Origin of the sequence: Vibrio diazotrophicus (genome assembly GCF_038452265.1) — a bacterium.
Lineage (GTDB): Bacteria > Pseudomonadota > Gammaproteobacteria > Enterobacterales > Vibrionaceae > Vibrio > Vibrio diazotrophicus.
This window is the reverse complement of record NZ_CP151842.1, coordinates 2,032,118-2,046,315: the sequence shown is the minus strand read 5'-3', so window position 1 is coordinate 2,046,315 and position 14,198 is coordinate 2,032,118. Positions and strand designations below refer to the sequence as shown.

The 14,198-nt window shown below is 43.4% G+C and carries 14 protein-coding genes; 8 read left to right on the top strand and 6 right to left on the bottom strand.

All coding sequences use genetic code 11. From position 1 onward, the window contains the following. Together AAGA51_RS09330 and AAGA51_RS09325 are read left to right on the top strand one after the other, a co-directional pair. On the top strand, nucleotides 1-1,143 hold the full coding sequence (locus AAGA51_RS09330; RefSeq protein WP_052404557.1) for a beta-ketoacyl synthase N-terminal-like domain-containing protein: 1,143 nt from the start codon (nucleotides 1-3) through the stop codon (nucleotides 1,141-1,143). Beyond that, on the top strand, nucleotides 1,140-1,988 hold the full coding sequence (locus tag AAGA51_RS09325) for a hypothetical protein (protein WP_156102006.1): 849 nt from the start codon (nucleotides 1,140-1,142) through the stop codon (nucleotides 1,986-1,988). The genes AAGA51_RS09330 and AAGA51_RS09325 overlap by 4 nt, the downstream gene beginning before the upstream one ends. 227 nt (nucleotides 1,989-2,215) lie before the next feature. Here AAGA51_RS09325 and infA read toward each other — a convergent pair whose 3' ends face one another. From infA to aat, 3 genes are all read right to left on the bottom strand, one after another. Further along, complete coding sequence (infA, locus tag AAGA51_RS09320) at nucleotides 2,216-2,434, bottom strand: translation initiation factor IF-1 (protein WP_001040192.1); 219 nt, start codon at nucleotides 2,432-2,434, stop codon at nucleotides 2,216-2,218. Between the two features lie 80 nt (nucleotides 2,435-2,514). After that, complete coding sequence (locus tag AAGA51_RS09315; protein ID WP_042481976.1) at nucleotides 2,515-3,216, bottom strand: arginyltransferase; 702 nt, start codon at nucleotides 3,214-3,216, stop codon at nucleotides 2,515-2,517. Between the two features lie 9 nt (nucleotides 3,217-3,225). Then, a complete protein-coding gene (gene aat / locus AAGA51_RS09310) occupies nucleotides 3,226-3,957 on the bottom strand; it encodes a leucyl/phenylalanyl-tRNA--protein transferase (RefSeq protein ID WP_042481978.1) in 732 nt (243 codons plus the stop codon). 29 nt (nucleotides 3,958-3,986) lie between these two features. Between aat and AAGA51_RS09305 the strand changes: the two genes are divergently transcribed. Together AAGA51_RS09305 and aroA are read left to right on the top strand one after the other, a co-directional pair. Then, nucleotides 3,987-4,442, top strand: coding sequence for a glycine zipper 2TM domain-containing protein (locus AAGA51_RS09305; RefSeq protein ID WP_042481980.1), 456 nt, complete (start codon nucleotides 3,987-3,989; stop codon nucleotides 4,440-4,442). 135 nt (nucleotides 4,443-4,577) lie between these two features. Continuing rightward, nucleotides 4,578-5,858, top strand: a complete 1,281-nt coding sequence (gene aroA / locus AAGA51_RS09300) for a 3-phosphoshikimate 1-carboxyvinyltransferase (RefSeq protein ID WP_042481982.1) — start codon at nucleotides 4,578-4,580, stop codon at nucleotides 5,856-5,858. 34 nt (nucleotides 5,859-5,892) lie between these two features. On the opposite strand, the gene AAGA51_RS09295 is transcribed toward aroA, so the two are convergent. Then, entirely contained in the window at nucleotides 5,893-6,141 is a 249-nt protein-coding gene (locus tag AAGA51_RS09295) for a DUF2498 family protein (protein ID WP_042481984.1), read from the bottom strand. Nucleotides 6,142-6,559: 418 nt separating this feature from the next. Here AAGA51_RS09295 and topA point away from each other — a divergent pair, with 418 nt between their 5' ends. From topA to AAGA51_RS09275, 4 genes are all read left to right on the top strand, one after another. After that, complete coding sequence (topA, locus tag AAGA51_RS09290; protein ID WP_042481986.1) at nucleotides 6,560-9,190, top strand: type I DNA topoisomerase; 2,631 nt, start codon at nucleotides 6,560-6,562, stop codon at nucleotides 9,188-9,190. 338 nt (nucleotides 9,191-9,528) lie between these two features. Next, nucleotides 9,529-10,746 (top strand): glucose-1-phosphate adenylyltransferase, encoded by a 1,218-nt coding sequence (gene glgC, locus AAGA51_RS09285; RefSeq protein WP_042481987.1) that lies wholly within the window; start codon nucleotides 9,529-9,531, stop codon nucleotides 10,744-10,746. Next, nucleotides 10,736-12,202: a glycogen synthase GlgA gene (gene glgA, locus AAGA51_RS09280; protein ID WP_042481989.1), complete on the top strand. Its 1,467-nt coding sequence runs from the start codon at nucleotides 10,736-10,738 to the stop codon at nucleotides 12,200-12,202. Before glgC ends, glgA begins: the two co-directional genes overlap by 11 nt. Nucleotides 12,203-12,350: 148 nt before the next feature. Then, nucleotides 12,351-13,157, top strand: coding sequence for an alpha/beta fold hydrolase (locus AAGA51_RS09275; protein WP_042481992.1), 807 nt, complete (start codon nucleotides 12,351-12,353; stop codon nucleotides 13,155-13,157). A gap of 7 nt (nucleotides 13,158-13,164) precedes the next feature. Here AAGA51_RS09275 and AAGA51_RS09270 read toward each other — a convergent pair whose 3' ends face one another. Then, nucleotides 13,165-13,476, bottom strand: a complete 312-nt coding sequence (locus AAGA51_RS09270; protein WP_042481994.1) for a DUF7577 domain-containing protein — start codon at nucleotides 13,474-13,476, stop codon at nucleotides 13,165-13,167. 1 nt (nucleotide 13,477) lies between these two features. Beyond that, nucleotides 13,478-14,161, bottom strand: a complete 684-nt coding sequence (locus AAGA51_RS09265; protein ID WP_042481996.1) for a TVP38/TMEM64 family protein — start codon at nucleotides 14,159-14,161, stop codon at nucleotides 13,478-13,480. Nucleotides 14,162-14,198 lie beyond the last annotated feature (37 nt).

Genomic DNA, 14,198 nt, shown 5'->3' with positions numbered 1-14,198 from the left:
ATGATCACTATTTTAGCGGGAGAAGTTCTTAGTGCTTTGGGCGACAAACAGCAGCAAGTAGAAGCGTTACAGAATGGTGAGTTTTTCGTTCAGAGTAAAGCCATTCAGGTATTCGACCAAAAACGAACGATTCCTTACTATGCGATACGGAATAAAGGAAAGTTCGATGCGTTGTTCGACCCTGTTCCATATTTAACAGCATTAATCGATTCGATTTTCGAGCAGTGCGCAATTGAGCCTAGTCAGCGCTCGCGATGTGGTTTGTTCGTCGGCTGTGCTTCCAATGATCTATCTTTGTCTGTTCCCCTTGGTGAAAGTATCAAGCAGCAAGAAACACTATCCATTGCAAAGCAGAGAGTTGGGAACGGGAGATATGCTGAACGACTAAGTGCGCATTTTGGATTAAATGATTTTAGCCTCACATACAATACAGCCTGTACTTCAAGTTCAAATGCAATTTTAGACGCCGCCACTATGCTTGAAAGTCAGATACTCGATTACGCATTAGTGGTCGGGATTGAAACTTTTGCTGACCACTCTGTGGAGGGGTTTGTCTCTATGCAACTTTTGGCGACTGAAAGTTGTAAGCCGTTTGATATGACCAGAGATGGTTTGATACTAGGAGAATCATTAAGTGTGATTCTCATGAGCCGTAGCGATATCAAGGCATCTCCTTGGCACTTTCTTGGCGGAGATGCCCGTTGTGAAACTCACAGTGTCACAGGTGTTAATCCTGATGGATCTGGTGTGGCGAAAGTGATTCAACAAGCTTTGGATAATGCGGGTGTGTCATGTCAGGATATTCGTGCCGTTAAGGCGCACGGCACAGCGAGTTATTTGAGCGATTTAGCCGAAATTAATGGTATGAGGTCAGTGTTTAAGGTAGCCCCTCCGTTTTTCTCTCTGAAGCCTTATATAGGCCATACGTTAGGGAGTTGTGGAACGAGCGAATTAGTGTTGATGATGAATGCCATTGACCATGGTTTCATTCCACAAACGCCTAATTTTTCAACGGTGGACCCTGAAATGAACTGGTCTCCTACTCAAGAGCCTATTTCATGTAAACAAGGTGTCTTTTTGATCAATTGCTTTGGTTTTGGCGGCAATAACAATGTTTTTTTGATTGAAAAGCAGGAAGCATGATGTATATCCAGCAAGTCTCTTCATTTTATGTTCACCGAGATCTTTCGGTTGATATTAAGCAGGAATGCAAACAAGTTGCTCCGAGTTATATCCGTAGAACGGACCGCTTTATTCAACTAGGAATATTGGGCGTATCGGGTATAAAAGGTGTATCCACGAACACCGCTCTTTATCTGGTTTCTGGTCAGGGTGATTTGTCCGTATTTTGCCGTTCATGCGAGCAGCGATATATTGAAAAAACACCCCCTAAGCCAGTGGATTTTATTAACTCATTAAGCAACACTGCTGGTTTTTACATTAGCAAATATCTGGGTTTAGACAGCTCGAATTTGAATTTATCACACCAAGGTTTTGTGGTTGAAAACGCATTGCGACTTTCAGACGCTAAATTACGTCTGAACCGAGAATCCCAGATCTTGCTTGGTGGAATCGATGAGCTGCCGAGCGAGACCAGTTCTCTTCATCGCTACTTAGATCTCAATGATGACGTGATAATTGGGGAAGGTTCTAACTGGCTGCTGCTGAGCCAAGAGGAAAACAACGCATTAGCTCAAGTTGTACATGTATCAGAGATGATGGATTACGATGGCTTCACAAGATATTTAGATTCGATAGTAGAACCCAGCTATGTTGCGATGAGTGACAGAATGGATGAGGTATCGCGAGCGAAAGTAATGGCGTGCGAATATCTTGAATTGTTCGATGTAGCTTGTGACTTCTATGAAACGAATATGCTTTATACGATAAACCAATTTGTTGAAACTAGGGTAGGTATACTGCAGCTTATCAACTTCTTAGATGGGAAGTATTGTGTCACGAAGATAAAAACGGAAGTTTCAGTCTAAAGGTTCGGTAGTGAAATGACGGGGAGCTTGTGCTTCCCATTTTAGCTTTTAACACATCAAGCATTGCAACAATTAAATAGCTTCCTCTGTGTTTTCTATTGGCAGAGGGTGATCCCCAAAAGAAAGCTAAATTGTCCCTTACATTTCTAGATGCGTTGTATTCATTAGAACCGTAACAAAAAACGGAGCCCTAAGCTCCGCTTTTTGTTGTATTCGAAAATCAGAGATTAACGAGCACGGAAGACGATGCGGCCTTTTGATAGGTCGTATGGAGTCATCTCAACAGTAACTTTGTCACCCGTTAGAATACGAATGTAGTTTTTACGCATTTTACCAGAGATGTGAGCCGTTACTACGTGACCGTTTTCAAGCTCAACACGGAACATTGTGTTTGGAAGAGTATCAAGGACAGTACCTTGCATCTCAATTACGTCTTCTTTAGCCATTTAATCCTCTTTAGAAATGTGGCGCAAATCAACGACCTATCGTGCCGATGATTGTTAAACAAGTTAAGTTGGGGCGTATTCTACCCTTGCCAACGCTGATTTACTAGCCTTTGATGGCGTTGGAAGCGCACTTTATAGTTCATAGCAGGGCAATCGTCGATTTGATAACCTAAATAAAGCCACTGTTTACGGCTGTTTTTGCAATATTCCAACTGAATCAAAATAGCCAGAGTTCCAATAGATAGTGAGGATTCTGGGTCAAAAAAGGTATAAAACGCGCTCGCACTATTAGGCAGAATATCGGTTACTGCAACCGCGATGAGCTGATTATCTTCATAAATATGAAGAAACTGGGTGTTCAGCCATTGGGAATTAGCAAATTTATCAAATTCATCTTTCTGCGGTGGATACATAGTGCCATCGCGATGACGAGCTTTAATGTATTTAGAGTAGAGAGAGAACCAGTTCTCATCTAACTTGGGTTTAAGTTCCCAAGTCAGATGTGGCTTCATTTTGTTGATTAAACGCTTCTGACTTTTTGAAGGAGTGAAACTAGGAACAGAAACTCGCAAAGCATGGCAGGCGCTACATGTATCGCAGTGGGGTTTGTAAATTGTATCGCCACTTCGGCGAAAACCATTCGCGAGAAGAATTTCATAATTTTCGTCAGACTGCATACTGCTATCAAGTGCGACAGCAACACGCTCCATGCGGTCTTTGAGATAACTGCATGGGTGATTGTTTGTCAGGCCAATTCTAATTTGGTGTATATCAGAACTCACGCTTTACTCCTAAACAGACTCAGTTTCATCTGTAATGCTAATACTGAGCCACTGGCGTTTGAAACACGCTTCTTTTATTGCTTTATCTCTAAAAGATAGCAACGAATTTATAAATTCGTCACGTGGTAATTCAAATGCACCTAATGATGCGAGATGTGGATTCATTACTTGGCAGTCAATGAGCTGTCCACCATGCTTTGCAAAATGATGACAGAAATACCATAACGCAACTTTGGAAGCATTGGTTTGCGTGCTGAACATGGATTCACCGCAAAAAATCTGCCCCATCTGAATGCCGTATAAACCACCGACAAGCTGTTCCTTCTGCCATACTTCAACGGAGTGGCATTTGCCAAGTTCCGCCAGCTCACCATAGACTTCGCGCATTTCTGCATGAATCCAAGTCTGTTCTGGCGATCGAGTCGCAGCGCACATTTCAATGACTTGTTTAGTCGCATGGTTGATGCTGACCAAATATTGTTGTTTCCGCTGATATTTTTTCACACTTTTGGCTGGTTTGAATGTCTTAGGATCAAATACTGCTCGCGGAGATGGGCTCCACCATAAAATGGGTTCACCGGGACCATACCAAGGGAAAATGCCATTTTTATAGGCGTTATAAATTCGATTTGGGTTGAGATCTCCCCCAAAAGCCAGCAGACCGTTTGGATCTTCTAATGCTTCATAAGGTGAAGGGAAGCCGTAATCATTAGCAGCCAGCTCTGGAAGATAAATCGTCATCGAAACCCCAGCTTTGATTAGGAGAGAAAATGAAAAAGTGGATATGGATCATATTGATTTTTCCGTTGTTTGCCAATGCCAGTTATCAACGTAACCAAGCCAGACCTGTAAACGAAGTCGTTTTTGGAACGATAGAAAGCGTTCGCTATATTTCTCAACAAGATATTGTTCAGTCGAAAGCAAACGGCTGGGAAACCTTGTTGGGCGCTGTGGTTGGCGGTGTGATCGGCAATCAATTTGGTGATGGTCATGGGCGCGAAGTTGCCACGGCAGTAGGTGCTATTGCGGGAGGAAGTATCGCGCATAAGAATGCGAATCGAACTTACAGCATTGAGTATCGTTTAGTGGAACTTTTGATAGAAACGAAAGACGGTAAATGGATTGATGTTATCCAAGATGTCGACCCTCAAATGCTGTTCAGCAAAAAAGATAAAGTGCGAATTTTATACTTTGACGATGGCGTTCGTGTGGACAAAGAAATGTGATGACTAAAAATTCACGACGACTAGAGATTTAGGCTAGTTTTCACGGTTGAATTTAGTTAGTCTGCCAGTACGAAGAATTTTACATCGCTCCAGATAAAAAGAGATATGAGAGCGGTGCAAGGAAACACAGCATTAATGGAAAGCCTTACGTTACAACCGATTCAAAAAATCAGTGGAGAAGTGAATCTCCCAGGTTCGAAAAGTGTATCAAACCGCGCTTTGTTGTTGGCGGCTTTAGCCAAAGGAACAACGCGACTTACTAATTTGCTCGACAGTGACGATATTCGCCATATGTTGAACGCACTCACCAAACTTGGTGTTCAGTATCAATTATCTGACGATAAAACAGCGTGCGAAGTTGAAGGTCTGGGTAAGCCGTTTACCGCAGATCAGGCTCAAGAACTGTTTTTGGGTAATGCGGGTACAGCAATGCGCCCACTTGCCGCAGCATTGTGTTTAGGCTCGGGTGACTATGTACTGACTGGCGAACCTCGTATGAAGGAACGCCCAATTGGTCACTTAGTGGATGCCCTGCGTCAAGCAGGTGCGGATATTGAATATCTAGAAAATGAGAACTTTCCGCCACTACGTATTAAAGGCACTGGTTTAGCGTCAGGAACGGTAGAAATTGATGGTTCAATTTCAAGCCAGTTTTTGACCGCATTCTTGATGTCAGCTCCGCTTGCTAAAGGCGATATCACGATCAAAATTATTGGTGAATTGGTTTCTAAACCCTACATCGACATCACCCTGCATATCATGGAACAGTTTGGTGTTCAGGTTGAAAACCATGATTACCAAGAGTTTGTTGTTCGTGCTGGTCAAAACTATGTATCACCGGGTAACTTTTTGGTGGAGGGCGATGCCTCTTCTGCGTCTTACTTCCTTGCTGCTGCAGCAATCAAAGGTGGTGAGATTAAAGTGACGGGTATTGGGAAAAACAGTATTCAAGGGGATATTCAATTTGCTGATGCGCTTGAGAAAATGGGCGCAGAAATTGAATGGGGCGATGACTATGTGATTGCTCGTCGTGGTGAGTTAAACGCAGTTGACCTTGATTTCAACCATATTCCTGATGCGGCGATGACCATTGCAACAACCGCTCTTTTTGCCAAAGGTACAACGGCGATCCGCAACGTGTATAACTGGCGCGTGAAAGAGACTGACCGTCTTTCCGCTATGGCGACAGAATTGCGTAAAGTTGGTGCAGAAGTGGAAGAGGGTGAGGACTACATCGTTATCACGCCTCCAGCTAAGCTAACTCACGCTGCGATTGACACTTATGACGACCATCGTATGGCTATGTGTTTCTCGCTGGTAGCGCTAAGTGATACACCAGTGACGATTAATGACCCGAAATGTACATCAAAAACTTTCCCAGATTATTTTGAGAAATTTGCAAATCTGAGTCATTAACCTATTGAAATAAAAGCCTCAAATGAGGCTTTTATTATTTTTCGACACTGAACTCTTTAGAAAGCTGATGAGCTAGGTATTTAAACATGTTAAATACCACCGTTGTCTTCTCTGTTGGTAAGCCATTTTCGTCTAGAAAGTAGTTGCCTTTAAATACCAGAACGTCGTCTTTTTCTTCAACACTGTCTGCTCTTAAACCTTCGAAATATTGGTCATGGTCTTGAATTAACTGGTTTGCAATAAGCAGCAATTCAAACTCACTGACGGTTTTTTTGTCATTCATTAATGTGTTACCTCATAAAACGAAATCTGAAACTGAATTAACACTGGCAATTAAATTGCCTTGGTAGGTGGTTGTCAACTCAGCGCACTGTTTGAGTATTTCTCTGGCAGTGTAATGCTACTTGTGGTCAATTCCATGATCGAAAACAGAAATGGTAGGATTTGTGCAAATGCCACTTTTGTGATTTGCTCCATGTTTAATTCGTTTACAGTCGCGTCTGGGAATCAGCCATTCTAGTATGTGCGGGTTTTTGAACGTAGAAGCACAATTCGTCGATTTGTCGAGCAAATAAAAAGGATTTTAAAAAAACAAGTTGATCTTCTTGTTGTTCGGCTCGATAGTAAAAAAAAGAAGCAACCTTGTAGAGCGCCGTTTGATTGAGCGTTTTCATAGTGATTAAGGGCATTTGAGTCAAATTATGGGTAAATCACTCGTTATAGTGGAATCACCAGCCAAGGCGAAAACAATTAATAAATACCTTGGTAAAGACTTCATTGTTAAGTCTAGTGTCGGTCATGTCCGCGATCTACCAACTGCAGGTCAAAGTACTGCAACAACCGCAGCAAAAAAAGCAGCTGCGGTATCAAAAAATTTAAGCGTAGAAGAAAAAGCTCGCCTTAAAAAAGAGAAAGAGCGCAGCGCCCTAATCAAAAAAATGGGCATTGACCCTTATCATGGTTGGGAAGCGAATTACCAAATTCTGCCAGGTAAAGAAAAAGTCGTAGCAGAGCTACAGAAACTTGCGAAAGATGCTGACCACGTCTATCTCGCAACCGATTTGGACCGCGAGGGAGAGGCTATCGCTTGGCACCTTCGTGAGATCATCGGTGGCGATGAAGAGCGATACAAACGTGTAGTGTTTAACGAAATTACTAAGAATGCTATCCAACAAGCCTTCCAAAAACCTGGAGACTTGAACATGGATGGCGTTAATGCGCAGCAAGCACGCCGTTTTATGGACCGTGTTGTAGGCTTTATGGTTTCTCCACTGTTGTGGAAAAAAGTCGCTCGTGGCTTATCTGCGGGCCGTGTGCAGTCTGTCGCTGTAAAACTACTTGTAGAGCGCGAACGTGCGATTAAAGCATTTGTTCCTGAAGAGTTTTGGGATATTCACGCAGATACAACGACACCGGCCAAAGAAGCGTTTCGTCTTCAAGTTGCGCAGAAAGATGGCGAAGCTTTCAGACCTACCAATGAAACGGATGCCATGGCATCTGTGGCTGCGTTGCAAAAAGCCGTTTATGAAGTGTGCAAACGTGAAGACCGTCCAACCAGCAGTAAAGCAAGCGCTCCGTTCATAACATCAACACTTCAACAAGCGGCAAGTACTCGCTTAGGCTACGGTGTTAAGAAGACCATGATGTTAGCTCAGCGCCTCTACGAGGCGGGTTACATCACTTATATGCGTACTGACTCAACCAATTTGAGTTCAGAAGCAGTGGATGCGGTTCGCGAATACATCAGTTCTGAGTTCGGTGCGGATTACTTACCTGCAAAAGCGAAAGTTTACGGCAGCAAAGAGGGCGCGCAAGAGGCGCACGAAGCGATTCGCCCTTCTAGTGTAGAAGTGAAAGCCGACGACCTTGAAGGTATGGAAGCTGACGCTCACAAACTGTATGCACTGATTTGGAACCAGTTTGTGGCTTGTCAGATGACCGACGCCAAATACGATTCAACAACAGTCAGTGTTAAAGCTGCTGAATACACCTTGAAAGCGAAAGGCCGCATTCTGAAGTTCGATGGTTGGACTCGTGTTCAACGCCCACTGGGTAAGAATGAAGACCAAATTCTTCCAGCAGTGAAAGTAGGCGATAAGCTTTCGCTTGAGAAGCTGGATCCAAGACAGCAATTTACTAAACCGCCAGCTCGTTATACGGAAGCGGCTTTGGTTAAAGAACTTGAGAAACGTGGTATTGGTCGTCCGTCGACTTACGCTTCAATTATCTCAACCATTCAAGACCGTGGTTATGTAAAAGTTGACCAGCGTCGTTTCTATGCCGAGAAAATGGGCGAAATCGTTACTGACCGTCTAGACGAAAGTTTCGATGACCTGATGAACTACGATTTCACTGCGCGTATGGAAGAGAAGCTGGACCAAATTGCCGTTGGTGAAACCAGCTGGAAAGAGGTTCTAGATAGCTTCTTTAACGATTTCAGCACGGATTTGGAAAAAGCAGAGCAAGATGAAGATCATGGCGGTATGAAACCAAATCATATCGTTGAAACCAGTATTCTTTGTCCTACCTGTTCACGTCCGATGGGAATCCGCACTGCTTCAACAGGTGTGTTCTTAGGTTGTTCTGGCTATGCATTGCCGCCGAAAGAGCGTTGTAAGACAACGATCAACCTTGGTGACGAAGAAGGCATTATCAACGTCCTAGAAGAAGATGTTGAAACGGCGGCTCTTCGTGCGAAGAAACGTTGCCCAATTTGTGAAACGGCAATGGATGCGTACCTGATTGATGATAAGCGTAAGCTGCATGTTTGTGGTAATAACCCGAACTGTGACGGTTACATTGTCGAACAAGGCGAGTTCAAAGTTAAAGGTTACGATGGCCCTGTTGTTGAGTGTGATAAATGTGGCTCAGACATGGTGCTTAAAAATGGTCGTTTTGGTAAGTACATGGGATGTACTAACGAGGAGTGTAAAAACACTCGCAAGATTCTTCGTAATGGTGAAGTTGCTCCACCTAAAGAAGAACCAGTACATTTCCCAGAACTACCATGTGAAAACTCTGACGCCTACTTTGTGCTTCGTGATGGCGCAGCTGGTTTGTTCTTTGCAGCAAGTAACTTCCCTAAATCTCGCGAAACTCGCGCGCCTTTAGTTGAAGAACTGGTTAAATATAAGGAACGTCTTCCAGAGAAATTCCATTATTTGGCGACTGCACCAGAGAAAGATCCTGATGGTCGTCCTGCTGTTGTTCGTTTTAGCCGTAAGACTAAAGAACACTATGTGCGTACAGAGAACGATGGTAAGCCATCAGGCTGGACCGCGCTTTACATTGATGGCAAATGGGACATTACGGATAAGCGTAAAAAATCCTAAATGAATCTTCGGATTTAAATAGAAAAGGGTAGCGAATAGCTACCCTTTTTTCTTTTTTGAAATTGCGCGTTTCGCTAACGGGTTATTGTCTGGTTAGTGTAATTAGAATCGTCGAACTTGTGCTGAAACTCATACTTTAGAATATTACCCATAACTAATGAACGGGAATGTCATCTTCTACATACTTTCTACTGCTATAAACTTAAGAGCAGATATGTAACTTGTTGCTTTTCCAGTCAGTTCTTTGAAAAAGCATGGCACAGTCTGCAACGCTACCTTGTCCCCCCCCCAACTAAAAACGCAAGGTAGACGTCAATATAATAAATGGAGAGTTATATATGTTTGGTGTACTAGGAATGATATTGGCTGGCGGCGAAGGATCTCGTCTAATGCCATTAACCGAAACGCGTTCAAAACCCGCGGTGCCTTTCGGTGGCAGCTACCGGTTGATTGATTTTGCCCTAAATAACTTTGTTAACGCAGACTTAATGAGGATCTATGTTCTAACTCAATTCAAATCACAATCCCTTTATATTCACATGAAAAAAGGCTGGAACGTTTCTGGCATTACTAATCGTTTTATCGACATTATTCCTGCACAAATGCGTGATGGTAAACGTTGGTACGAAGGTACGGCCGATGCCATTTATCAGAATATTGTCTTTGTTGAACAATCAGGCGCTGCAGATGTTTGTATTTTTGGCTCTGACCACGTTTACAAAATGGATATTCGTCAAATGTTGGAGTTTCATCTTAAAAAACAAGCAAAGCTGACGGTAGCAGCATTGCGAATGCCAAGAACAGAAGCTTCGAAATTTGGCGTAATAGAAGTGGATAGTGAAGGCCAGATGATTGGCTTCGAAGAGAAGCCTGAGAATCCTAAGCCAATTCCGGGAGACCCAGACTGGTGTTTGGTCTCAATGGGTAACTACATTTTTAAATCGACGGTACTGTGTGATGAGTTGAGAGAAGATGCCGTGAATACAGAGTCAAGCCATGACTTTGGTAAAGACATTATTCCGAAGATGTTTCCCCATGGTGGTGTCTATGTGTATGACTTTTCTCAAAATAAAATCAAAGGAGAGATTGAAACAACCTACTGGCGTGATGTAGGTACGATAGAATCGTATTGGTCGGCACATATGGATCTTCTGTCTAAGAACCCTCCATTCTCTTTGTACAACCGTAGTTGGCCTTTACACACCTACTATCCACCGTTACCACCTGCAACTTTTGTTGATTCTGGTGAGCGTAAGGTTAAAATCACAGACAGTTTAATTTCTGGTGGTAGTTATATCCAAGGATCAACCATTTACAAATCAGTTTTGGGATTTAGAAGCAATATTGCGGCTGGCTCTTTGATTAGTGAATCTGTTATCTTGGGTGATGTGAAAGTAGGGGCGGGTTGCTCAATTAAGCGTGCCATCATCGACAAGCATGTTGAAATCGCCCCCGGTACTGTTATTGGTGAAAATTTAGAATTGGACCGACAACGATTCCATGTATCTGATGACGGAATCGTCGTCATAGCAAAAGGAACGAAAGTTGGATTCTAGAAAGGAACAACTCAATGTGTGGTTTACCGTTTCAGAAGTTCAAGGACTAGTAAAAAGTGGAGGCTTGGCTGATGTAGCCAAGGCTCTGCCAAAAGCCTTGCTGGAACTCGGTCATCAAGTCGCCATTGTTTTACCTGGCTACCGCACGGTACCAGACAAAAACTCATCGCCAGTGATTCTCGAAACAGAACTCACTCATTGGCCTCATATTCGTTATCAGGTTCGCCAAACAGAACTGGAAGGCGTACCGATTTATCTTATTGATTGCGATGCCTACTTTGACCGCCCTGAGCTATATGCGGAACGTAATCAAGCTTACCATGACAACGGGGAGCGCTTTGGCTTTTTCTCCTCTGCTTGTTTGGATGTGTTACCTAAGTTAGGAATCAAGCCAGACATCATTCATGCCAATGACTGGCATACGGGTCTAGTGCCTTTTCTATTGAAGACTCGCTTCAAAGATGACCCGTATTTCGCTGGTGTGAAAAGCGTCATTACCATCCACAATGCGATGTTTAAAGGTGTGTTCTCGCATCATCAACTGGAAGTGATTCCAGAACTCAACCTCACTGGTATGGAATTTCTTGAATATGGTCACGACCATATCAGTATGCTCAAAGCAGGTATTGCATTTGCAGACAAAGTAAATGCGGTTAGCCCGAATTACGCGTCAGAGCTTCTTACTCCTCTTGGCTCTCATGGTTTAGTTGATGACTTTGTGCGCCGTGCCCGTGATTTACATGGCATCGTTAATGGCTGTGATTATAGCGAGTGGAACCCAAGAACGGATACCTACTTGCCTGAAGTCTACTCCGATGACGCGAAATCATTGAAGAAGGGTAAGCTTGCCAGCAAGAAAGTATTGCAAGAAGAGTTGCAGCTACCGCAGCGTGATGTCCCAATGTTTGGTATGGTATGTCGGCTGACTCACCAGAAAGGTTTTCACTACATTCTTCCTATTTTGGAGAAGTTTCTGCACAACGATGTTCAGTTGGTCATTGTGGGTACAGGGGAGCCAGAAGTGGCTGCTCAACTGCACAAAATAGCGAGCGCTCACCCTACGCAATTTGCGTTTGTTGAGGCGTACAGCAACCGATATGCACACCTTGTTGAAGCAGGTTCGGATTTCTTCTTAATGCCTTCTGAATTTGAAGCGTGTGGTCTAAACCAAATCTACAGCATGGCGTATGGCACGCTGCCAATCGTACGTGAAGTCGGCGGTCTCAAAGACACGGTATTAGACTATGACAAATACCCTAGCGAAGCGACGGGGTTTGGTTTCCAAGAACCGTCACCAGAGGCTCTGCTTATCACCATGCAACGAGCTCTGCTGTTCTATTTGCAACATCCAGATTTACTGTTAGAAGTTCAGCAACGAGCGATGAGATGTGACTTTAGTTGGCGAGAATCCGCGTTGGAATATGTGAAAATGTATCACTACGCAATTTTTGACTGAAAGTTCACTTGAATAAAAACAGAGCCTTAGCGCTCTGTTTTTGATCTGGTCGACTTTGGAAGACATTTTTTAACAACTCCAATCACCTTGAAAGGTCAGTCTGTGGTAACCTCGTGCCATCTTCTTTGGTTTAAATTAAGTGGTATCAATGCTTCAAAGCATGCTTTTTCATAAAACTTACCATCATCCTACGAGTAAAGAGTGGGTGGTATTTGTTCATGGTGCTGGAGGTAGTTCGGCCATTTGGTTTAAGCAAATTAAAGCGTATAAGCAGCACTTCAATTTGCTATTCGTCGATTTGCGTGGTCACGGTAAATCACCCCAGCTTATCAAAGACTTAATCCGCAACAAGTACACGTTTAAGTCAGTGACATTAGATGTGTTGCGAGTGCTCGACCACCTAAAGATTCAATCTGCGCATTTTGTTGGCATGTCATTGGGTACCATTATTGTTCGCAACCTTGCAGAGCTTGCCACTGAGCGAGTCAGTTCTATGGTGTTGGGTGGTGCTGTTACTCGTCTAAATGTGCGTTCGCAAATACTGGTTAAGCTCGGGCATATAAGTAAGAATTTCGTGCCGTACATGTGGCTCTATCGTCTATTTGCTTACATCGTGATGCCTCAGCGTAGCCAAAAGCAATCTCGCAATTTATTCGTTAGAGAAGCAAAGAAACTCTGCCAGAAGGAGTTTAAGCGCTGGTTTACGCTTGGCGCAGAAATCAATCCAATGATGCGTTGCTTCCGTGACAAAGAGTTACCGATTCCAACCTTATATTTGATGGGGGAGCGTGACTATATGTTTATTCAGCCAGTTAAAGATATGGTTGCTATGCATGAGAAAAGTGAGCTTTGGGAAATTCCCAATTGCGGCCACGTATGTAATATCGAGCAGCCGGAAGTCTTTAACCGCGTTTCTATCGACTTCATCAACAAACAGTTAACGCTGAAAGCGTAGCCGTTCTCTAATTGTTCTCTGAGCCGCAGTTCCAACATAATCCGAACTGTGGTTCGTTTTGTTCCCCACAATGCTCACAACGCCATTCAGGCTCATTTCCGTTTATAGGGTGCAAGTAGTCACGGACAATGGCTTCTGATTGTTTTATGAAGCTAAGGTTCAGCAGCCAGACATAAGGTGATGAAGACTCGTCAAAAGGAATTTCCCCACGAACGCTAAAAAGGGTTTCCCCTCTTACTTCGCAGGGAATGCTTTGCTGACGTAATAATCCGTACACGATATGTGCTTCAGCAGGGTGCTGAGCTATGAATATTTTCATACTACTCGTTGGTGATCGCTCTCTTTTGAAGTTTAGACAGTAACCATTTAGCTATGAAAGGGAATACTCCCAATAAGGCGAAAGAGAGCAACACCGTTGGCGAAACAATGCCTGCAAGTGTCTTTATCTCGGCTAACTGTGTGCCTGCGTTAAGGTAAACAGCGGTACCCGGAAGCATGCCCAGTTGACTCACTAAATAATAGCGAGCGGTTGAAATAGGTGTAAGCCCCATCAGTAGATTGATAAGGAAGAACGGGAACACGGGAATTAGTCTTAGTGTAAAGAGATAGAAAGAACCGTCTTTTTTTACACCTGTGTTGATCGCGTTGAGTTTGTCACTGAAGCGTTGTTGAACCCAATTTCTAAGTAAGTAACGACTGCTGAGAAAAGCGAGCGTTGCCCCTATGGTGCTTGCAAAAGAGACTAACGCAAGGCTAAACCAAAAGCCAAACAAAGCGGCTCCGAGTAGAGTGACAACCGCTGCGCCGGGAATGGAAAAGGCGGTAATAACCACATAAGCAACAAAATATATCAGCGCTGAGTAGAGAAGGTTTTGCTCAATGTAGTGAGAAAGGTTTGCTTGTTGAGCTTTTGCATTCTCAAGAGTTAGATATTGGCTAAATTCAATACCGAGAAAAACAACCACAGCGACTAAAACTAAACCCAGTATCAGTTTACGACTCATTAATTACTCCAAAATAGTCGGCTCATTATTATTAAAT